The following is a 21,758-nucleotide window of genomic DNA, read 5'->3' on the forward strand; positions in this document are numbered from 1 at the left end:
CCTTAATGGGCGTGGGCGGACGGCGCGCTGAACTTCTCGCCGACAATCAGGTTGACGATTTCGCTCAGGCTGGTGTCGGCCACCCGGCGGTCCGCCACGTTGGTGCCCTCGTACATCACCATGATGCGATCGCATACCAGAAACAGATCCTGCAAACGGTGGGTAATCAGGATCACGCTAACGCCACGGGCGCTGACGCGTTTGATCAGCTCCAGCACCGCTTCCACCTCGGCCACGGCCAGCGCCGCTGTGGGTTCATCCATAATCAGCACTTTCGGACCGAACGCTGCCGCACGGGCAATGGCGATCGCCTGACGCTGCCCACCTGACAAATTACGCACCAGCAGGCGGGTATCAGGAATGGAAATCCCCAATCCCTTTAGCATTTCACGCGCATCGGCATGCATTTTTTGTTGATCGAGAAAGGGCACGCCCAGCCAGTGTTTCATCGGTTCGCGGCCCATAAACAGGTTACCCGCGACATCCACGGTGTCGCACAGCGACAGATCCTGATAAACCATTTCGATATGGCAACGTCGGGCATCGGCGGGATTCGCGAAACGCTGCTCCTCGCCATCAATACGAATTGCTCCGCTGGTAGGCACTACGGCACCGGACAGCACCTTGGTCAGCGTGGATTTACCGGCACCGTTGTCACCGACCAGACCCAGCACTTCACCGGGTGCCAGCTCGAGATTCACACCGCGCAGCGAGCGAATCGAGCCGTAGGTTTTAGTGATATTGATCATCTCAACCCGTGCCGGGGCGGCACGTTGCTGCTGTTGCATCTCAACACTCCCCTTGTGATTCAAACGGAGACGTTGCATCAGCGGACGCCTTACGCGGTAAGGGTTTACATCTTGTAAACCGGTTTACCCGATGCGCGTAATACGTGTCGCTGACCAACGCATGTCTTGCAGAGATATTTGTTCGCCACTGGAAAGATAGCAGAGACTGTGCCAGGTGAAAAAATCACCTCATGCAACCTTGTGCAACCTGATGTTTACTTTGGTGAAATATTTTTTTCACTCAGGTAAACCGGTTTACTTGGTGGCGGAGATTTTAAGCGTGATGAGCCAGCAGGGTGCAACGATGCGCTAATTTAGCGCACGTTGTGCAGGGGACTGATGGAGTCGCGCGCAATCCATTCCACCGGTAAACGGGTTTCCTGCGGCAGCGGCAAATCGCCGTGCAGCAGATTCAGCATCTGTTCAACGGCGGCACGCCCCATATCCCGTGCGGGCTGGCGAATGGTGGAGATACGCGGCTGGGTGAAATCGGCATAGCTGGCATCATCGAATCCCACCAGGGACAGGGCCTCCGGCGCACGCAACCCGCGTTCACGCAGGCCATCCAGTAACCCGAGCACCAGATAATCACTGGCGGCGAACACCGCACTCGGGCGTGGTACGCTGGCAAAGAAATGGTGCAGGGCCTGCGCGCCAAAACTGCGCTCGTATTTGCCAAACAACACCCATTCCGGCACCACTGCCAGCCCGGCCTGTTGCATCGCCTGGCAAAAACCCTGGTAACGTTCGCGCACGCTCATCAACGCATCGGGACCGCCAACAAAGGCAATCTGCCGATGCCCGGCGGCAATCAGCTGCTCCGTCGCCAGTTTGCCACCCTGGACGTTATCGGCGAAAACTTTCGGCACGTTGCTGCCGGGAATATCCTCATCCAGCAAGACGATACGCTGTTGGCGCTGGACCTCTTTGCGCAGCAGGCCATTATCCGGGCGGTTGGTGGTGAACAACAGGCCATCCACCTGGCAGGTATCCAGCCAGCGAATAAACTGGCATTCCTTGTCCGGGTTGTTGCGGGTGATGCATAACACCAGGCTGTAGCCACGCTGTGACGCGGCTTCTTCGGCGGCATCGGCCAGCTCGGCAAAGAAGGGGTTAGTAATATCGGGCAGCACCAGGCCGAGTGTTTCGCTGCCGCCTTTGCTTAAGCGGCGAGCCAGCGAGTTGCCGCGATAATCCAGCTGACGGATCGCGTTTTCGATACGCGTAACGGTATCCTGCGGCAGAACCAGCGAATGATTGAGATAGCGCGACACGGTTGCTTTTGACAACCCAGCCAGTTGCGCCACATCTGAAAGTAAAACGCGTTTTTTTGTCATGAGTGCACACCTTTTATCGGCCACAGCATTAACACATTTTTCCCTGCCAGCGACAGACTTTTTACTGCGGCTGCACTTAAAATATTCGCTTGACATTTTATTGCGTTCGGCGAATGTTAATACCCAGTTTATCCGATGCCGTTTTTCCTTTAGCGCTTTTCATCCAGCCACCGAACGGAGTTCGTGACGGAAAAGTAATAAAGGCCGCCAATGCAGGCAGCAGACATTATGTTTGCTGTTACAGATATTTGTCCCGCAAAAAAACTTACCCACCAGGGTGCAGACACTTTTTGATGAGGGCAACGATGATGTTATTTAACACCAGCAAGAAAAGCGTTCTTTCCTGTGTTGTACTTCTCTCTTCGATAATGACTACTTCCGTTATGGCGGCTTCGGCTGATTATGCTTTGGTGCAGATCAATCAGCAGGCCTTATTTTTTAATCAGATGAATAAAGGCGCGCAGGAAGCGGCAAAAGCCAGCGGTAAAAATGTCGTTATCTTTAACGCTAACGATAATCCTGTTTCACAAAATGATGCGATTGAAAACTATATTGAACAGGGCGTGAAAGGCATTATGGTGGATGCCATTGACGTCAATGGCATCATGCCCGCAATTAAAGAAGCGGCAGCGAAAAATATTCCGGTGATTGCTATCGATGCGGTATTACCCGTTGGCCCACAGGCGGCTCAGGTGGGGGTAGATAACGTTGAAGGCGGTAAGATCCTCGGCAAATATTTCCTGGGTTATGTTGATAAAAGTATGGGCGGCAAAGCGCGTGTCGGTATTGTTGGCGCGCTGAATTCTGCCATCCAGAATGAGCGCCAGAAAGGCTTTGAAGACACCATCAAAAGCAATAAAAACATCAGCGTGGCCGATGTGGTTGATGGCCGCAACATCCAGGATGACGCGATGACGGCGGCGGAAAACCTGATTACCGGCAACCCGGATATGACCGCGATTTATGCCACCGGTGAACCGGCACTGCTCGGCGCGATTGCGGCGGTGGAAAACCAGGGACGTCAGAAGGATATCAAGGTGTTTGGCTGGGACCTGACTGCCCGCGCCATCAGCGGTATCGATCAGGGTTATGTGGTGGCGGTACTGCAACAGGACCCGGAAAAAATGGGTGAAGAAGCCGTCAAAGCCCTGAATGCCATCAGCGCCGGTAAAACGGTGCAGAAACACATCCAGGTACCGGCGACGGTGGTGACCAAAGAGAACGTGGGTAGCTATCGCGCCATGTTCAAATAAACCTCTGGTCCGGCATTAACGCCGGGCCAGAATGGTCTGTAACTCTGAGCGGGTGGGAAATGCGCCCCAGGTCCCCCGGCGGCTGACGGTGATGGCTGCCGCCGCAGTGGCATGACGCAATGCCAGCGCGTCCGGCAGGGTCTGACGCAGCAGGCTGGAGGCCAGCATCACGGCAAGGAAGGTATCACCCGCGCCGGTGGTATCGATAACCTCGGCTTTGACGGCGGCGACCTGCCAGCTCTGCTGGTCACGCTGTAATTGCGCACCGGCAGCGCCCAGGGTGGTGATCAGGCTACCGTGCGGTGGCAGCATCGGGAGCAGTAAGGCCGCTTCTCCCTGATTGACGACTGCGATGTCTACCCAGGGCCAGCAATGGGCAAAATCCGGATTCACCGGGGAAGGGTTAAATATCGTGGTCATACCCCGGGATTTAGCCTGCTGGAACAATGCCAGAGTGGTTTGCGGGGAGAGATTTCCCTGCTGTAAAAAAATATCTCCCGGTTGCGCCGCTGTTAAATGTGCGCTAACGCTTTCCGGGGTCAGACTATTTGCGGCGGCATTGCTGGTCATAATGGCATTGTTGCCATCAGCCGTGGTGAAAATAACCGAGTTGTCACTAAAGGTAACGGTGGCCGCAGAAGGTAACAGCGTCAATCTTTCATCACTGGCGCGCTGGCGTAACCATTCACCCTGTGAATCTGCGCCGGTAGCAGTAATTAATGTGGTGGCAATACCACAGCGGGATAATACCATCGCCTGGTTGGAACCTTTGCCACCCACATCACTATGTACTTTATTTCCCAGGGCGGATTCACCCTCGGAAGGAAAATGATCAACCTGCCAGAATTCATCAACGGTAATATTGCCGCATACGTAGATATGCATGGTTTTCTCGAAAAGGTGATTAAGATGGCAGTTATCTCATCAGAAAAGAGTGATGCAATTCAAGAAATATTTTCACGTTCAAAAGCAGTGATAGGGGTTATTCATTGCGATGCTTTTCCTGGCTCGCCAAAATATCACGGCGCACCTGTTTCTGATATTATCGATCGCGCACTGCGGGATGCGGAAAATTATCTGGCAGGCGGGGTGCATGGTTTGATTGTTGAGAATCATGGCGATATTCCGTTTTCGAAACCGGAGGATATCGGCCCGGAGACAGCCGCATTTATGGCGGTGATCACCGAAAAAATTCGCAGCCGTTTTGGTGTACCACTGGGAATTAACGTGCTGGCGAATGCGGCGATCCCGGCACTGGCAACGGCGCTGGCCGGTGGCGCGGATTTTATCCGGGTCAATCAATGGGCCAATGCCTATGTGGCGAATGAAGGTTTGATTGAGGGGGCAGCGGCCAAAGCGTTGCGTTATCGCAGCCAGCTACGCGCTGAGCATATTCGGGTGTTTGCCGACAGCCATGTGAAGCACGGCAGCCATGCGATTGTCGCCGATCGTTCCATTCCTGAGCTCACCCGTGATGTGGAGTTCTTTGAAGCGGATGCAGTGATTGCCACCGGGCAGCGCACCGGCGATAGCGCCACCTTAAGCGAAATCGATGAAATCCGCAGTGCCACCTCGTTGCCGTTGCTGGTGGGATCGGGTGTTACGCCGGGTAACGTCTGCGAAATTCTCGGTCGCACTCAGGGCGTGATTGTGGCCAGCGCGCTGAAACGTGATGGTGTCTGGTGGAATGAAGTGGAACTGGCGCGCGTGAAACATTTTATGAATGTAGCCAAAGCCGTGCTGGAGGAGGAGTGATGTCATTCACCGATCGTCTGTTACAGGAACATCAGGCTATCTGGCAGGAAATGCAGCAACATCGTTTCGTGCTGGATATTGAACAGGATCAGCTCGATGAGGCGGTATTCAATCGGTATCTGGTGTTTGAAGGCAACTTTGTTGCTACCGCTATCGCCATCTTTGCGCTGGGCATCAGCAAAGCGCCCGGCATCCGCCAGCAGCGCTGGCTGATTACGGTATTGAATGCGCTGGTTGATACGCAGATTGCCTGGTTTGAAGAGGTTTATGCGCGGCGCAATATTGATCCGGCCAGTGTTCCGGGCGATCTGCCTGGGGTACAACGTTTCGATCAGGGCATGTTGCACACGGCGCAGCAGGGCAGCTATGCCGACATCATCACCATCATGTTTGGTGCCGAATGGATGTACTACCACTGGTGCGCGCGGGTGGTCCAGCAAACCCAAAGCGATGCAGATGTTCGCCGCTGGGTGGAGTTGCATGCCGAGGAGGCATTTTATCAACAGGCGAGCTGGCTGAAAGCCGAACTGGATGCCTGCACAGCCACGCTGCCGGAAAGCGAACGGCAGCGGCTGTCAAAGCTGTATGCGGAGGTGTTGTGCTGGGAAATCGATTTCCACAGCGCAGCCTGGCTGGATTAACGCAGATTAGCCGGGAAGTCGGCGGGCAGTTCGCTCGCCGCACAGGCAATCACGCTCTCATCATCGGGACCGCAGTCGCGCACAAAGGTAATGGTGGCAAATTCATCAATCACTGTGGTCGGATAAGTGGGTCCCTGTTCACGATACGCCGCCATTTCACTCAGATGATCATTCTGGAAGCAGACGGTTTTTTCCGGATTCAGCATCACCCACTGCGGGAAGAAAATGGTGCCGTGAAAGACAAGGTCAGCGAGGTTGGCGATCAGGCTGACGTCGGTGCCGGTCGGTTCGGTCCAGGAAATTTTATACACCGCGTCGGCGACCCGCACGATGTAAGCCTGCTGATCTTTCACCCAGCGATTTCCCACCAGACCACTGTGAATACGGTAGTCGAGGGTGGTGGCATTTTTCACGTAGATCTCGTAATTCCAGCCATTGTCGTAGGTGTAGACCAGATGTTTACCAACAAAACCGCTCAAATCTTGTTTATCAAAGGTGCTCATTTTTCATCTCCTTCAGTTGATGAACTAACGATACCTCTTTAAAAAATGAATGAATAACGCTATTTTTGGATAGTTTTAATCTAAATAATGGATGTATTCATGTTTAAGACTACGCTGGAACAATGGGCGATCCTGGATAAAGTCGTTGAATTGGGCGGATATAATCAGGCGGCGGAAGCTATGAATCGCAGCCAGTCATCCGTCAGCTACAATCTCTCGCTGCTACAGCAACGCCTTGGGATTTCATTGCTGCGTATTGAAGGCAGGCGTGCGCTGCTGACCCCGCAGGGGGAAACCCTGCTGGCGCAGGTGCGTCCATTGCTGAATGCCTTCCATGTTTTGGAGTCGCGCGCGGCCAGCTTGCATGACGGGGTGCGTACCCAGCTGGAGCTGGTGGTTGACAATATTTTTCCCCGCCAGACGCTATTTCGCGTGTTGCAGCAGTTCCAGCAACAATACCCGGCGACGCAAATTCAACTGACCGAGGTGCTGGAATATGACGATCCGCTGCATCCGGCGGTGCCTGATGCCGATGTGATGGTGATGACGCGCCGCGAAGACGTCTCCGGACGCGGGCAATGGCTGATGAATGTTGATTTTCTAGCGGTTATCCATCGCGACCATCCGCTGCTGAGCTTAGCGCAGCCGCTGACGGAATATGACCTGTCACGCTATCCGCAAATCCGCATCGGTACTTCGCGCTCGCAGGCACCGAATGCCTCGGTGGGGCAATCAGAACAATGGTTTTTCTCGACGGTAGATACGGCGGTTGAAGCGGTAATGCACCAGGTGGGATACGGCTGGTTACCGCAGGAGCGCATCGATGAGGCACTCCGGCAGGGGGTGCTGCAACCGTTACCGCTTAATCACGGTGGTCGGCGCAGTACGCCGATGCATCTGATTGTGAAAAAGGAACTGATCCCGCTGGATGACCAGGTGATTGCATTGGTAGACCTGTTTACCCGCTATTGTTCAGGGCAGGGTACGATCTCCGGGACCTAATTCGCGCTGCATAATCACCGTATCCAGCCAGCGGCCGTGTTTGAATCCCACCGAGCGTAGCGTGCCGGTAACGGTAAAACCGGCTGAACGGTGCAGGGCGATGGAGGCATCGTTTTCGCTGTTGCCTACCACACCTATCATCTGACGATATCCGTGCTGTTCGGCCCATAACAACGCCTGCGCCAGCAATTTTCTGCCGATACCGCGTCCGGTATATCGCTGGTCGATATACACCGAATCTTCGAGGCTAAAGCGATAGGCAAACCGTTCGCGCCAGCGCGATAGATAGCAATAGCCCAGCACCACACCGTCTTCGATTGCCACAAACCACGGCAGCCCGGCGGCGTTAATTTTTTGCAGGCGAGCCAGCAGGGTGGCTTCATCAGGCGGTTCGGTTTCAAAGGTCGCGCAACCGTATAACACATGGTACGCATAAATCTGTTGGATAGCGGGGATATGTTGTTCTTCTGCCAGCAAAATTTCCATGGTACGACTCTCGTTTGTTATCTGCATTCAGGCTAACCTGTTGCCTGAATCTGTGGCAGCCCGTCGCGCTTATCCACGCTATAAGGAATTTTTAGAGATGGCCAGTCTCAATCTCGATCATCTGGATACCTTCCGCCTGGTTATCAGTCGGGGCAGTTTTTCCGGCGCGGCAGATGCGCTGGGCCTTTCGCAACCGGCTGTCAGCCTGCAAATCCGTCAGCTGGAGCAATCACTGCAAACAAGGCTGATTGAACGCACCGGGCGCGGGGTCAGGGCCACCGCAGCAGGGCAGGCGCTGCTGGAGCACAGTGAACATATTGCCAGCGTGATTGCCACGGCACGGGCCGCCGTCACCCAACATGCTGATGAGATCAGCGGTACGGTGACAGTTGGCACAGGTGCGACCGCCTGTATCCATTTATTACCCCCGTTGCTGCAACAATTACGCCAGCAGCATCCACAGCTGAAAGTGGACGTGAGGACCGGCAACACCGCCGCCATTATACGCGCGGTAGAAGAGAATCAGGTGGATATCGGCCTGGTCACGTTGCCGGTTAGCAGCCAAAGTGTGCATGTCAGTCAGTTATATGAAGAGGATTTCAGGTTAATTGTGTCAGGCGAAAGCAGGGAAACCGTTGCAGTACCGGCCACGCCAGCGGCGCTGGCATCATTGCCATTGATCGTTTTTGAGTCAGGTAGCGGCACGCGGGCCGTCATCGATGCCTGGTTCCGCAAGGCGGGTGTGAAGCCCACGCTGGTGATGGAGCTGGGAAGTGTTGAAGCCATCAAACGAATGGTACGTGCCGGGTTAGGCTATAGCCTGGTGCCAGCGATGGCATTGGTGCAGGAAGAAGATCGGGCAGGATTAAGTGTGTCTGTACCACATCCCGTATTACAGCGTAGTCTGGGTATTGTGATGCGCCATGATCGCGTAGTGAGCCGGGGGATGATGGCGGTACTGGATAAGCTGCGGCGGTAAAAAAGGTTATCAATCTATGAAAGCTTCCTGCAATAACTTCTGGCAACCCGGTGAGAGCAAAGCCATATTTCTCCACCAGATATTTTGTGGTTCTTTTTTATTATTGGCTTTAATCGCGTTAATAACCGGGGATACATTCTGATTGTTTTTATGTTGCGTTTCCATTTCGCCAGCGAATAATTGCATTGCGTCATAAGGATGCTGATAAAAAGCATCATTAATCGTGTTTGCCAGATAAGCCAGGACCAATATATTACATTGTTTTTTTTGAATCATAGCATATAAGGCAATGTGCCGCTGTTGCTTATGTAGATCCCCGATAGTTCTGGCGAGTTTAAGCTGGATTTTCTCAAGCGTAGCGTTCGAAGTTTGCATTCTATTCTCAGCGATAAAATCTGAGAGTATTTCGAAGGCATGGCGATTAATCAGGTTGATATGATGGTGCCTGCTGTCATTGAAAGTCTTAATTTTTCGGTTGATGGCTTCAAAACTTTTCTTGATTTTTTCTTGCGATCCTTTTGCATCATCACGATGTAACTTGAGAAGTTGTTTTCTATCCTGGTCGATTTTGATTATTTTCTCATTGTATCTTTTGGCTACAACATCAAAAGTTTTTATCATAATGTTTTTTAGCGCATTGTCTGCGTTGCTTTCGTCTTTGATATTAGCATACTTTATATCCCAGTGAATTCTTCTCACTTTGTGAAAAAAAAGCAAGTTTTGAGCATCCTGAAGTTTTAAATCTGAATGGATGATTTTTTCTTCGTAGGTCAGGTCATTTTCAGGATTGGCTGCGTCTTCAGTAAGGAATGCCCGATCGGCCTGAAAGATTATATCGGATGAAATAATCTTCCCCACGGTGCCCATAAGATGAGAGACAAGAAGTTCAAGGTGGTGTTGATTTAACGTGTTGTCAGAGATGAGAAAATTGATAATGAAACAGAAAGTATTGAAATTATCTATTCTCATAATAAAGTTTTCACTGATCGCATTGATGGCATCACGCTGCCATTCCTGTTGAATATCGGGAAGTTTCTCCAGCAAGGCGCGAGCATTTTCCACGCTTGTCAATTTTGCCGAGTGTTGTAGTAGCTGCGAATAGCGTTCGGGCAAAAGATGTTGCCACGGATGCCCAACCTGCCTTGTCGGGTGCAGTCTCCTGAGAATTTGAATCAGGATTTCTTTAGAAAAAGTCTGTTGCAGTTCATGTTCCAATGAGGAAAGGTTTGCTAAATCATTGTTGATTGAAATCAGATGCTCGCTCATCTGACTTGTGGATTGTTCTGTTGCATTCAGGGGGGTGTTTAAAACTGGCCTTGTTGATGTTGCAGATATAGTATTCATTCTGTCCCTCATTATACATTTCTGATTTATGCATAAAATGTAGCAGCGCGATAAATCACGCCGCTACCAAGTGAAGGCTAGCAAAAATTACTCTTGTATGGCAGATGATTCAAATGGAATCGATATATCCTTTGGCAGTTCAACAACATCCCATACACTATAGGAGCTTCTGTCATGAGTGATTTTCCCACCAGTTTGTAAAATATTAGAAAGTTTACAGGTAATAGCGTTACGGGATTCTTTGGTGTTTTCTAATGAAACCTTGAAAGAAACGCCACTATTTTGTTTGTCGGGAGTAGATTCAATATTATTTGTTAGTGTATTGTTATGAATAACAACCTGATCTTGATCCATAGTGAGACGGAGATGGATGTTTTCTGCTGGAATATTCAAAAAGTTAGCCAGATTGTGTGAGCCAATATTGAGTGCTGAAGCAATTGTTTTCACACTTTCAATATCTTGTGTCTCCCATTTACTGGCCAGGGTTGTAATATTAGCTTCATATTGCAGTTGAAGTGATTTCTCATAGGCCGCCAATGTTTCTGTGGGAATGGACACCTCGGGTGGAATTACCACCACAACGGCTCTCGTGTCGTAGGCCACGAGATTATTTGTGATTTTGCTACCGGAATGGAGAACGTCAGAAAGCTTGCACATTTGAGCAACATGTCCGGTTTTTGCATAGGGGTTACTCACTCTTCTTTCTAAGGAAATCAGCATCGGGACACCACCATTTGGGAAGTATCTTGACCGTTCCACACTCTGACTTTTTGTTATGCAGTTGCTCTCCGTATTATGCTGAGAGGTGGAGCGATGGAGAAAAATATTTTCTGGCGATAAATAAGTCAGTTCGTTAAGCGTACAATTAAGACGGTTTGCAATGATTTCAACGGTATCTATATCCTGTATCCCCCATTTCCTGGCAATATCTGCCATTTTCTCTACGCGATTGGATGGGTGATAGGTATCTTTACGCAGAGGGGAATCCGTATTTACCTGGTGCGAAACAACAAATGATTGCTGGCTAAGGAGACTTTCATTGGCAGTGCCTAAATATTGAATATTATTGACCAGTCCTTCGGTTGATGACTCTGCTGGCTGTGTCGGCAGGAGAACGGTTTCTCCAACGGGTTGAATATTCATGGTTTCTCACTCAATAAAATGGATTGCTCATCCTGGGTGTTGCTGAAAAATCACGCAATGTAAAAAATATGAAGTATCCATGATAATCTAATGATCATATTAGACAGATTATAGATCTTTCGCCAATTCGAATGGAATTGATTCGTTTTCAGGTAATCTGATAAAAATTGCTGCTGATGTAAAGCTATAAGGATCATCAATGATTTTACCGCCGCAGCGTAAAACATCAGCAAGATGGCAGACTAATTCAATAGAATCGCTCTTAGCGTAGGGTTACATTCTTTCTTCTTAAGAGAAATTAAGAAAAAAATCCCATTGCCGGGATAAAAATAGGGTTCTGTTTTATTTGCAATTCTTCTTGATTTTAAGTCAGTATATTTTAATGGCTGTGCACGGTGCAGGTAAATATTTTCATAAGAAAGATCAGATATCCTGAAATTATCGTCCCGATAATAATCAGGCAGGCTTTTTACTATCAGCTTAACAGTAGGAATATCTTTTGTTTCCCATTTTTTTGCCAGTTTTCTTATCTCGGCATTTTCTCTGAATCGGGGATAGATTGACTCCTCAAATAAATCAATTTTGCTTTCATGCGGAGTGCCGTAGAACGGCTGAGTGATCATCGCTATCAGCGTATTCCCTAAACTGCACAAGTTATTCACGAAAGTACTGACTGGCGATGTCGCTTGTGGTGGCAACGGCGTGGTGATTGCCGAAGGAGATGTTGGTGAAATTGGCATCATTTTTTACCTCCGAGAATAGAACCTCAATGCTATGCATAGCGCAAAGCCTGTGCTATGCAGAGAATATGAAGCATCCCTGATAATAAAATGCTCTGAGGAGATCGGATGAATTACCGTGGCGGCAGGCGATACATCTTTTGCTGCATCAACTCTGCCTGGCGCGCATTCATCACCGGCCATGCCTGCTGCGGAAACAAATAAAGCCGCACGCTGGCAAGATGGAACATTGGGGTCAGCAGACTCTCGTCCCACATCGCCAGACGCTCCAGCATCAGCAGCAATGTATCGATCTCATCCAGCAGATCCGGGTGGGGTGTGGTTTGCAATGATTTCAGACGTCGCTTCAGAAACAAACCCAGCTCGTGAAACATCTGTCCGCTGTCGAGATGATATTTCGCCAGCAAATCTTTATGTCGTGCGTAGTAGTCAAAGCTGTTGACCCCCAGCCATACCTCATTCAGCAACATACCCGCCGAGGTCATATCAGGTTGTGGATCGAGGCGCAGGCGCGGCAGCACCACATTCAGCTTATCCAGCATCAGGCCGATAAAACGCTGACGTCCCAGTAACGATGAACCGTTGCGTTCCGTTTCTTTGATAAAACGCAGCAGTTCGCGCAGACCAATGCGTACCGCGCGGCGTGCAGTCCAGGACGGCTTTTTATTGCGCAGGATAGCGGTAAGGATGACGGCAAATAACACGCCAGTCATCGAGGAAATGGCGGTATTGGTGAGTGCCACAAGGTCAGGGCGCAGATGATGGCCCAGGCCAATAAAACCAGGAATCTGAATCGCGACACTCAGACCAATCATATTGGTAGTGGGGCGGGCAATCATCAGTCCGAGCAGGATCAGGCCCGGAGCCAGGCAAATCATCAGCGCCTCAAACGATGTCGCCTGCGGCAGCAGGATAGCCACGTAAATCACGCTGATAAAGATGGCGACGATAACACCACGAATAAATAGCTTCATGGAGGTGAGAGGTGTATCCAGACTGGCGAAAAACGAACTCAGAATGGCTGCCATCACCGGAGCGGATGCACCATCACGCCAGCCCGTCGCCATCCAAAGCAGACAGGAGCCGAAGGTGGCACAAAAGGCGGTGAGGGCGGATAGGCGGATAAGCCCCTTGTCAAAAAAGCGGTGGGTACGTTTGCCGCGCGCCAGCGTGGTATCACCTGAAAGATCGCTCACCAGCCCACCTACGCTCTGATAGGCTCCGGCGATACGCACAAAGTCCGTCAGACGCTCCAGTACACCGATCAGTAATAGGTGGGATTCAGTAGGCAACTCGCCCAGACGCCAGGTTTCGTTAAGTTCCTTCTGACAGGTTGCCAAAGCCTGCTGAATATCGCTGGTTTCACCCACCGCCTCACCGTCATGTAACCACAGCAGGAACTGGCGGAAGGTTTGTGCCACATTTTCCGGGAAGGTGATTTGCAACGCTGACAATTTTTGCAGGCGAATTTCAATCGCGATAAGCGTGGGGATCAGATAAGACAGATGCTGGTACTGCACACTGACCAGACGAATCAATCGACGCGCCGCATCCCCCTCGTACACGCAGTGGGTGATAAGAATTTCTACCTGCTGCGGATTGGTCGCCATGCGGATCAGAATGTCATCACGCTCAGGGGATTTATCCGTCGGGATGCCGGAAAGCAGGTCGCTACATAGCTTGCGTCCATTGAGGTACCACTGGCTGACACTCTGCTCCAGCAGGCTGCGCATGGAGACCGGAAACAACAGGCCATGTACCAGGCTGCTGCACACGATGCCTAAGGTGATCTCTTCAATGCGAGATAACACCGTATTGGTGATCGCCAGTGGGGTGGTGACTTCCGGGAACCCCATGATCGCCGCGCTGTAACCGGCCAGCATAAAGACATAACTTTTCGGCGTGCGATCGTGCAGCGACAGGTACAAACAGACGCTGACCCAGAGCGATACGCACAGGCTAAACAGCAGCGGATGTTCCACTGTCAGCGGAAAGATAAAAAAGATAAACACGCCACCCAACAAGGTGCCCATCAGGCGGAACACCGATTTGGAGATGGTGGAGGCTGAATAAAGCTGTGAGGAAACAAATACCGTGGTCAATGCCCAGGCAGGTTTATCCAGGTTCAGTTCAAGTGCGAAATATAATGCCAGAAAGGCGGCCAGACAGGTTTTAACAGCAAAAAAAACGGCGTTTTTTGAAAACCACGGCATGACAGTAATAAGACCAGGAGGAGGCGCTAAGTGCGGCGTATCCTGCCAGAATTAAAAAACCACTCACCCCGTTAAATATGACAAATTGTTTCGCAATCAAAAATGATGTTCTTACTCTGTGATCAATTCGCGATTAATTATTAAATATTTCTTATGCGGAAAAGGGAAGGAATCGCCGGGAGGAATGCCAATGTGGCGTTATTTTGTTCAGGTTTTGCTGTTTTCCGGGTTTTATCCCGACTCTGCCATCAATATGTTAAATGTGATCTGGATCATGTTTTTGCCAATTCCCACAATTTTCGTGTTGCCACCATAAAATAATTTCGCGCTGACTGACGTGATTCCCTGCGCGAGATCAATCCATTACCGCTAAAAATCCGTATTGCCTGAGAATCTGCTGCGCTGCCGCGGACTGCAGGAAATCGGCCAGCACCAATGCCTGTGGCTGGCACAGCGCCCAGGCATATTCAGCCCGAACGTTATAGGGTGCCGGGATACTCAATACCTGGAGTGCCGGAAAGGATGTCAGGCGAGGGGCGTAACTGGCATAGCCAATAAACATATCGGCGTGATTCCGGGTCAAAAGCCAGCTGGCGGCAAGCTCACCCGGCGGGACGGTCAGGCTGTCTGTTCCGCCGACCAGGCAGCGGGCTTTAGCCTGAATCTGCTGACCTAATCCAGAATGATGTTGTTCAATGTTGGCGAACAGTTGCCAGGTATAGTCACCGGAGGGATCACTGTGCGGTGTCGAGGTGGCGAGCGTCAGATCGGGGCGTGCCAGTAACGAAAGCCAGTTATCCTGTTCGGTGACGCGGTCACGTTTCACTGTCAGGCAAAGCACATTGGCCGCAAAGCGGCCAGTTTTCAACGCCAGCCCACGCTGGAATAAATCTTCAGCGTGGGCGAGATTCGCTGAGGCAAACAAATCACAGCGAACTCCCGCCACAATCCGCTCGCGCAGCAGGCCTGCCGGGCCAAAATCCGTCTCGACATTCAACCCAAACTCTGCCATTAAGGCTGGCCATACCGGTTTCAGGCTACCGGCTGCCAGGATGTGCAGCGTTGTCATGATAATGCGTCCGGTAAAATTGTTGATACCATTGGTCAGCCTGTTTCTGCATATCAATATCGCGGAATTTTTCCGGATAGAGCTTCTTCGCCATCCACAGTTCTCCCAGCCCAATGGCTTCGGGCATCGGATAGCCCCAGGCTTTGGCATATTCCGGCATCAACCATACGCGATGATTTTTCACCGCATCAATGGTCTGCCATTGTGGGTTATGGATGATTTCATCCACCACCTGTGGGTAACGATCCTGAACAAAAATCACCTGCGGATTCCAGGCAATAACCTGCTCCATACTGACCTGTTTAAAACCCTGAATGGTGGAAGCCGCTACATTGAGTGCCCCTGCATGGGCCATCATCAACCCGGTATATTTACCGGAACCGTAAGTGGTGAGGTCCGGGTTTGCCATATAGGCGCGCACGCGCTGCTGCTCGGGAACAGACCGCAAATGATCGGCCACCAGCTGGCGACCTGCAAAGGCAGCATTAATCAGCGCTTGCGCCTGTTGCTGCTTATTCACCACCTCACCAATAAGCGTGATGCCTTCCTTAATACCCAGATTATAGGCCTGTTCTTCATCCTGCATGGAGGGATTGATTTTGCCCTGCTGACCAGCGTCGTCATGCCGCAAAGAGATCGCGATCACCGGAATGCCGAGGGCGGAAATCTTATCGATCATCTCTTTCGGCGCATAGTTGGTCACAAACACCACCTGCGGATGGAGTACCACCAGGCTTTCCACATCCACATGAGTAAGATCGCCAAGCATCGCTTTGTGATTGAGCTCCGGCACCAGCGTGGCGTAGCCGTCACCCAATTGCTGCTTCCAGTTTGCCAGGATGCCGACGATTTTGTCGGTGGCGTTCAGTTGCACCAGCAAATTCAGGGTTTGATGTTGCAGCACCACGACACGGTCCACTTTGTCGGGAATGGTGACCTGGCGACCGATCTGATCGGTGACCACCCGGCTGGCAAAGCTGTGCAGTGAGGTAAGCAGTAAAACGCTGGCTAAGGCAAAGCGGGAAAAAGGGCGGTTCATAATGGCTCCTGATATCGATATGCACAGGATTATATAGCGATATGTGCCATGACTAAATATACGATTGCTCTTTTAAAAATTAACGATATATAATAATTTACATAGCGATAATAATAACCTTACAAAACAATACCATAAATCAATCTTTTTTATTCAGTAAAGCAATGGCCAGGAAATGAAAATTAATTCGCGTAACACACCGGTTATCAGTTTAATTAGCTTAAGCGTACTGATAGCGATTAATGCCAATGCGGCAGAAAACACCACAGAGCAACCTGCTCTAACCGTCACCGCAGCACCCAGTCAAACCCCTTCATCTGTCGATAAAAAAGCCACCTTGGGTAATTTAGGCAGCCAGGAAATACGTAATACCCCGTGGTCGGTTGAGACAGTTTCTCCGCAATTGATGAAGCGGCAGCAACTGAAAAGCATCACCGATATCTATCGCTATATGCCTTCGGTACAGGGGGATGGCGCGCGTCCACAGACGCGGGGTATGCAGGGCAGCGTGGTACAAAACAGTATGATCGATGGGTTGAATGTGGTCTCAACCACCGATTACGCCGCAGAGCAGTTTGATCATCTGGAAGTGCTGAATGGTCTGGCTGGTTCGCTTTATGGCCCCGCCAACCCGGCTGGCTTATTCAATTTTGTCAGCAAGCGTCCAACCGATACACCGCAGCATAGCATTACGGTCGGGGGTGGAACCGGGCTCAGCCATCTGCTGTCTGGTGATTTTAGCGGTCCGCTGGATGATAACGACCGGCTGCGCTACCGCCTGAATATGCTGGATGATGAAGGTAATGGTTACGTAAAAGGCAGTAAGAAACGTCGTCAGTTAGTGAGTCTGGCGCTGGATGCTAACCTTACCGATAAGACGGTGCTGGAGACCAACTTTAGCTATTACCATTTCTATGACAAAGGCTTGCCGGGTAAATTTGCGCTGGGCAGTGGCCTGACATTCCCCGCCGCGCCTGATCCGAAAACTGCGCATCTGGGCCAGTCCTATGCCGGTGATAACAACCATACGCTGACGGCGGGCGTCCATCTGAAGCACGATTTTGACGGCAACTGGCAGGGCGAAGTGGGGGTGTTACGACAAATCGCCGATCGTGAGTCAACGGCAGTCACTAATACCTTTACCGACAATAAAGGCCATTACACCACCACCACGTCCTCGGCCACCGCCAGTCGTTTTACCATCAACAGCTACATGGCGAATCTGAATGGTGAAGTGGATACCGGCTGGATTCATCACCAGATTTCCACCGGCCTGCGCGGTTTTGTCTGGAAAAATATGAATCCGATAGCAGGGGGGACTTCAACGCTGGGCAGTGCCTCGCTGGATAATCCGCAGGCTTTTGCTGAACCTGATTACCCGGATTTCACCGACCGCTACCATTCGGCCACTGCCACGCAACACGCCTTCCTGTTGAGCGATAACCTGTCGTTTTCACCGCAATGGAGCCTGTTGCTGGCAGGAAGCGAAAGTTTGCTCAGTTCGTCCAACTACAACAAAGCAGGCAGCCGTACCAGCGAATCGTCAAACAGTGGCTTTAGCGGTTCTGCCAGTTTGATGTACAAGCCGGTTGACCCGCTGACGCTGTATGTCAGTTACGCGGATAGCCTGCAACAGGGGGATACCGCACCAACCGGATCGAATAACGCCGGGAACATCCTCGCGCCCTACCGCAGCCGTCAGGTGGAGATGGGCAGCAAACTGGCGATTAACAACAAACTTCTCCTCACCGCCGCGGTGTTTCAGATCAAGCGTCCTTACGCCTATACCAATGCCAGTGGCGACTATGCCATCGATGGCGAACAGCGTAACCGGGGTATTGAGTTGATGGCTGATGGCGATGTCACTGATCGCTTACATATTTACGGTGGCATGACGTGGCTGGACCCGCGTTTGTTAAAAACCGCCAGCAAACAGACCGAGGATAAGCAAATCGTTGGTTTGTCGCGCTACGTCGCCAGCCTGTTTGCTGCCTATGACCTGCCGATGCTGAGTGGCACGGATATCCACGGCGGCCTGCATTATGTGGGTCGGCGCAGCACCGATAACCAGAACAATGGCTGGGTGAGCGGTTATACCACGCTGGATGCAGGAACAGCATGGAAAACCCAACTGTTCAATACCGCCACCACCTTCCGCCTGGATGTGACCAACCTGACGAATCGCCACTACTGGACCAATATCGTACCAGGTGGACTCAATGGTTACAGCGGTTCGGGTTACGCCAGCGCCCAGCTGGGCGAGCCGCGTATGGTTCAGGTATCCATGCAGCTTAACTTCTGACGGGAATACACCGATGTTGAAACCGATTTGCCGGTTAGCGCTGGCGCTGCCGTTATTGCTGGCCAGCGCCACTGGCCTGGCGCAAACCGTGACTGACGATCGTGGTAACCGGGTGGAAATCACCCATCCGGTTAACCATGTTGCGGATGCCTGGTTTGCCCATCATTCGTTGCTGATGACGCTGGGGGCGGGTGACCGCATTGTCGCGACGGTAAACCATCCGGCAGATCGGCCGTGGATGTTTAAGGTTCAGCCGTCACTGAACCAGGCTTTACAGGCGCATGGTAAAACCTTCGCCAGTGAAGCGCTGGTGGCGCGCCATGTGGATGCGGTCTTTGTCCCGGCCAATGATCCGGATGCCCAGTCCTACCGCCTGGCGGGCATTCCGGTGCTGGAAATGCAGTTTGATGACTTTGGCTCGATGAAGCGTTCTCTCACCACTACGGCAGCGGTGATTGGCACGCCTGAGGCGCAGGCACGAGCTGTGGCCTATAACCAGTATCTGGATCAGCAAATCGCCAGCATTCAGGCGAAAACTCTGGGATTGACCAACAGCCAGCGCCCGACTGTGCTGCATATTCAGTCGCTCCATCCATTGAAAGTGGATGGCCGCAACACGCTGATTGATACCTGGATCAACCTTGCTGGTGGGCGCAATGTGGCGGCGGGGATTGATGGCAATATGAAGCCTATTTCTCCGGAGGATGTTATTCGCTGGAACCCGGACGTGATTATCATAGGTGCTGGTGCGGGCAATCTGGCGGATTCTGATTACTCCTGGCCCACCGCATTGAAGCCCGCCAGGCCTCCCAGCGCGCCCGACAGCAGCACCGTGCCGGCCAGCAGCCGCCGCATAGCGCGCCCACGGCCGTGGCCACGCTCTCGCTGGCATAGATGAAGCGCAGGTACAGCCCGACCCGGCTGCGTTCCACCAGCCACCAGGCCGCCACCGCCGCCGCCGCCGCGAACACGATGGCGCTGCTGAACCCCGAGACGATGTCGGGCAGGTGGACGAAATCGGGGAACTTGGGCGAATGGGGAAAGGCGTCCTTCGGGTCTTTCCAGGAACCGTAGACCAGGTGCAGCAGGAAGTCGCCGGCCACGTAGTTCAGCATCAGGCTGGAAATGATCTCGTTGATGGATATCTTCAGTTTCAGGAACAGGGGCGGCACCGCCCACAGCAGCCCGCCGGCCAGCGCGGCCAGCACCATGAGCCACAGGCGCAGGCCGGGCGGGCCGACGTCGTCAGGGCCGTGGCGGCGATCGCGCCGAAGATCATCTGCCCTTCCAGGCCGAGGTTCAGAAGCGGGCGGAAAGCCAACGAGGCCGCCAGCCCGATCATCATCAGGGGCGCGGCCTGGAACAGCACGGCGCGCAGGTTCTGGCCGTCGAACAGGGTTTCGAGGATGAACTCGTCGAGCAGGCCGCCGGCATCGACGCCGGCGGCCATGAGGATGCCCGCGCAAATCAGCAAGCCCACCGCCACCGACACGGCCAGGATCGCCGCCTGCCGCCGCACGCCGACCTGCGGGCGCACCTCGAGCGTGTCGCGGCGCGCCAGCCGCGGCGTGCGGCGGGGCTTGGCGCCCTTGGAAACGGAAAGGTCTGTCATGGAAATCGGTTCGGTCATGCGGATTCGGCCTCGGCTTGCGCCGTCGCCACCATGGCCTGGCCCACGGCCTGGCGGTCGGCCGGCGTATCGAATTCGGCCACGATGCGCCCGCGCGCCATCACGCCTATGCGGTCGGCCAGCTTCATGACCTCGTCGAGGTCTTCGCTGATGAGCAGCACCGCCGCGCCGGCATCGCGCGCCGCGCACAGGCGTTCGTGCACCTGGCTGCTGGCGCGCATGTCCAGGCCCCGGCTGGGGCTGTGCGCCAGCACCAGCTTCACGGGGCGGCTGAACTCGCGCGCGATCACCAGTTTCTGCGCGTTGCCGCCCGACAGCAGGGCCGCCTTCTGCCGGGGCGAGCGCACGCCGTGCACGTCGAAATCGCGCACCGCCGCCATGGCGTCGGCCTCCAGGCCGGCGCGGTCGAGCCGCCAGGCGCTGCCGTAGCGGCCGGCGTTGACCTGCCCCACGCCGAAGTTCTCGGCCACCGACAGCCCCCCGGCCAGCGCCAGGCGGTAGCGGTCGGCGGGGATGGCGGCGATGCCGAGCGAGCGCCGCGCCTCGGCGTCGAGCGCGAGCAGGCTGCCGGCTCCCGCCAGTTCGATGTCGCCTTCCTGGATGGGCAGCAAACCCATGATGGCGGAAGCCAGTTCACCCTGCCCGTTGCCGCCGACGCCGGCCAGGCCGTAGATTTCGCCGGCCCGCACCGTCAAGTCCACGCCGTCGAGCGCCGGCTGGCCGCCTTCGCTCGCGGTGCGCACGCCGCGCAGCACGAGCTGCTCGGCGCCCGACTCCGGGCGCTGGCGCTGCACGGGCGGCGGCGCTTCGCCCACCGCGAGCCGCACCAGCTCGGCCTCGCTGGCGGCACCGGGGTCGACGGTGGCCACCGTGCGGCCGCCGCGCATGACGGTGACGCGATCGGCATAGCGTTTCACGTCGGCGATCTTGTGGGTGACGAGCACCACCGCCGCGCCCTGGCGCGCCAGCGACCGCACGGTGCCGAGCAGGCGGCCCGCCTCGGCGTCGGTGAGCACCGCCGTGGGTTCGTCGAGGATCAGGATGCGCGCGCCCGCCAGCAGCACCTTGAGGATTTCCACGCGCTGCTGCTCGGCCACCGATAGCTGCGCCACGCGGCGGTCGGGGTCGATCTCGAAGCCGAGCGCCTTGGCCTGCGCCCGGATCTGCTCGCGCAGGGCCCGCAGGCGCTTGCCGTGCGAACCGCCCTGCGCCGGCAGGCCGAGCAGGATGTTCTCGGCCGCGGTGAACGGCGCCACCAGCTTGAAGTGCTGGTGCACCATGCCGATGTGTTCGCGCGCGGCATCGCTCGGGCCGGCGAAGCGGACCGGGTTGTCGTCGACCAGCATCGTGCCGGCCTCGGGTGCGTAGAGGCCGGCGGCGATGTTCATGAGCGACGACTTGCCCGCGCCGTTCTCGCCGAGCAGGGCATGCACCTCGCCCCAGCGCAGGGAGAAGTGCGCGCCGTCGAGCGCGACGAAGCCGTCGAAGGTCTTGCGTATTCCCTCGAGCCGCAGGGCATCGGGCATGAAGGCTC

At 53.6% G+C, this 21,758-nt stretch carries 20 protein-coding genes and 1 pseudogene; 7 read left to right on the forward strand and 14 right to left on the reverse strand.

Features of this window, described 5'->3' with window-relative positions:
• Positions 1–2: 2 nt before the first annotated feature.
• Together PW844_RS10145 and PW844_RS10150 are read right to left on the reverse strand one after the other, a co-directional pair.
• Positions 3–749: an ATP-binding cassette domain-containing protein gene (locus tag PW844_RS10145; protein WP_299451136.1), complete on the reverse strand. Its 747-nt coding sequence runs from the start codon at positions 747–749 to the stop codon at positions 3–5.
• Between the two features lie 353 nt (positions 750–1,102).
• Positions 1,103–2,125, reverse strand: coding sequence for a LacI family DNA-binding transcriptional regulator (locus PW844_RS10150; RefSeq protein WP_299450918.1), 1,023 nt, complete (start codon positions 2,123–2,125; stop codon positions 1,103–1,105).
• A 305-nt stretch (positions 2,126–2,430) separates the two neighbouring features.
• Here PW844_RS10150 and PW844_RS10155 point away from each other — a divergent pair, with 305 nt between their 5' ends.
• Positions 2,431–3,378 (forward strand): substrate-binding domain-containing protein, encoded by a 948-nt coding sequence (locus tag PW844_RS10155; protein WP_299450920.1) that lies wholly within the window; start codon positions 2,431–2,433, stop codon positions 3,376–3,378.
• Positions 3,379–3,393: 15 nt separating this feature from the next.
• Here the strand turns inward: PW844_RS10155 and PW844_RS10160 are convergent, their stop codons facing one another.
• Complete coding sequence (locus PW844_RS10160) at positions 3,394–4,263, reverse strand: PfkB family carbohydrate kinase (RefSeq protein WP_299450921.1); 870 nt, start codon at positions 4,261–4,263, stop codon at positions 3,394–3,396.
• A 24-nt stretch (positions 4,264–4,287) separates the two neighbouring features.
• On the opposite strand from PW844_RS10160, the gene PW844_RS10165 reads away from it, so the two are divergent.
• Positions 4,288–5,133: a BtpA/SgcQ family protein gene (locus tag PW844_RS10165; RefSeq protein ID WP_299450923.1), complete on the forward strand. Its 846-nt coding sequence runs from the start codon at positions 4,288–4,290 to the stop codon at positions 5,131–5,133.
• Complete coding sequence (locus PW844_RS10170; protein WP_299450925.1) at positions 5,130–5,774, forward strand: TenA family protein; 645 nt, start codon at positions 5,130–5,132, stop codon at positions 5,772–5,774. The genes PW844_RS10165 and PW844_RS10170 overlap by 4 nt, the downstream gene beginning before the upstream one ends.
• Here PW844_RS10170 and PW844_RS10175 read toward each other — a convergent pair.
• Complete coding sequence (locus tag PW844_RS10175; RefSeq protein WP_299450928.1) at positions 5,771–6,277, reverse strand: phenolic acid decarboxylase; 507 nt, start codon at positions 6,275–6,277, stop codon at positions 5,771–5,773. The genes PW844_RS10170 and PW844_RS10175 overlap by 4 nt on opposite strands.
• Positions 6,278–6,376: 99 nt before the next feature.
• Between PW844_RS10175 and PW844_RS10180 the strand changes: the two genes are divergently transcribed.
• Positions 6,377–7,279 (forward strand): LysR family transcriptional regulator, encoded by a 903-nt coding sequence (locus PW844_RS10180; RefSeq protein WP_299450930.1) that lies wholly within the window; start codon positions 6,377–6,379, stop codon positions 7,277–7,279.
• Here the strand turns inward: PW844_RS10180 and PW844_RS10185 are convergent.
• Positions 7,250–7,765 carry a GNAT family N-acetyltransferase gene (locus PW844_RS10185; protein ID WP_299451139.1) on the reverse strand — a complete coding sequence of 172 codons (516 nt, stop codon included), beginning with the start codon at positions 7,763–7,765 and terminating at the stop codon, positions 7,250–7,252. The two genes, PW844_RS10180 and PW844_RS10185, sit on opposite strands and share 30 nt — an antisense overlap.
• Positions 7,766–7,862: 97 nt before the next feature.
• Here PW844_RS10185 and PW844_RS10190 point away from each other — a divergent pair, with 97 nt between their 5' ends.
• Positions 7,863–8,744: a LysR family transcriptional regulator gene (locus PW844_RS10190; protein WP_299450933.1), complete on the forward strand. Its 882-nt coding sequence runs from the start codon at positions 7,863–7,865 to the stop codon at positions 8,742–8,744.
• 9 nt (positions 8,745–8,753) lie between these two features.
• Here PW844_RS10190 and PW844_RS10195 read toward each other — a convergent pair whose 3' ends face one another.
• The 6 genes from PW844_RS10195 to PW844_RS10220 form a co-directional block, all read right to left on the reverse strand.
• Positions 8,754–10,088, reverse strand: a complete 1,335-nt coding sequence (locus PW844_RS10195) for a hypothetical protein (RefSeq protein WP_299450934.1) — start codon at positions 10,086–10,088, stop codon at positions 8,754–8,756.
• Between the two features lie 87 nt (positions 10,089–10,175).
• Positions 10,176–11,231, reverse strand: a complete 1,056-nt coding sequence (locus PW844_RS10200) for a hypothetical protein (RefSeq protein WP_299450936.1) — start codon at positions 11,229–11,231, stop codon at positions 10,176–10,178.
• A gap of 242 nt (positions 11,232–11,473) precedes the next feature.
• Positions 11,474–11,974, reverse strand: a complete 501-nt coding sequence (locus tag PW844_RS10205) for a hypothetical protein (RefSeq protein WP_299450939.1) — start codon at positions 11,972–11,974, stop codon at positions 11,474–11,476.
• A 110-nt stretch (positions 11,975–12,084) separates the two neighbouring features.
• Positions 12,085–14,184: an FUSC family protein gene (locus PW844_RS10210; protein WP_299450941.1), complete on the reverse strand. Its 2,100-nt coding sequence runs from the start codon at positions 14,182–14,184 to the stop codon at positions 12,085–12,087.
• 355 nt (positions 14,185–14,539) lie between these two features.
• The gene (locus tag PW844_RS10215; RefSeq protein WP_299450944.1) at positions 14,540–15,253 is read right to left on the reverse strand and encodes a substrate-binding domain-containing protein; all 714 of its coding nucleotides are present in this window, start codon (positions 15,251–15,253) and stop codon (positions 14,540–14,542) included.
• Positions 15,222–16,292: an ABC transporter substrate-binding protein gene (locus PW844_RS10220; protein WP_299450946.1), complete on the reverse strand. Its 1,071-nt coding sequence runs from the start codon at positions 16,290–16,292 to the stop codon at positions 15,222–15,224. The genes PW844_RS10215 and PW844_RS10220 overlap by 32 nt, the downstream gene beginning before the upstream one ends.
• A 175-nt stretch (positions 16,293–16,467) precedes the next feature.
• Here PW844_RS10220 and PW844_RS10225 point away from each other — a divergent pair, with 175 nt between their 5' ends.
• Positions 16,468–18,594 carry a TonB-dependent siderophore receptor gene (locus PW844_RS10225; RefSeq protein WP_299450947.1) on the forward strand — a complete coding sequence of 709 codons (2,127 nt, stop codon included), beginning with the start codon at positions 16,468–16,470 and terminating at the stop codon, positions 18,592–18,594.
• Between the two features lie 13 nt (positions 18,595–18,607).
• The gene (locus PW844_RS10230; RefSeq protein ID WP_299450950.1) at positions 18,608–19,492 is read left to right on the forward strand and encodes an ABC transporter substrate-binding protein; all 885 of its coding nucleotides are present in this window, start codon (positions 18,608–18,610) and stop codon (positions 19,490–19,492) included.
• Positions 19,493–19,514: 22 nt separating this feature from the next.
• Here PW844_RS10230 and PW844_RS29425 read toward each other — a convergent pair.
• The 3 genes and pseudogenes from PW844_RS29425 to PW844_RS10240 all read right to left on the reverse strand — a co-directional run.
• Positions 19,515–19,805, reverse strand: a pseudogene (locus PW844_RS29425) (hypothetical protein); the annotation flags it as partial.
• Positions 19,748–20,224, reverse strand: coding sequence for a hypothetical protein (locus PW844_RS10235; RefSeq protein ID WP_299450953.1), 477 nt, complete (start codon positions 20,222–20,224; stop codon positions 19,748–19,750). The pseudogene PW844_RS29425 and the gene PW844_RS10235, both read right to left, overlap by 58 nt.
• Positions 20,221–21,750 carry an ABC transporter ATP-binding protein gene (locus PW844_RS10240; protein ID WP_299450956.1) on the reverse strand — a complete coding sequence of 510 codons (1,530 nt, stop codon included), beginning with the start codon at positions 21,748–21,750 and terminating at the stop codon, positions 20,221–20,223. Before PW844_RS10240 ends, PW844_RS10235 begins: the two co-directional genes overlap by 4 nt.
• Between the last annotated feature and the right edge of the window lie 8 nt (positions 21,751–21,758).

It is taken from the genome of Pantoea sp. (assembly GCF_028283705.1).
Classification (GTDB): Bacteria; Pseudomonadota; Gammaproteobacteria; order Enterobacterales; family Enterobacteriaceae; genus Pantoea.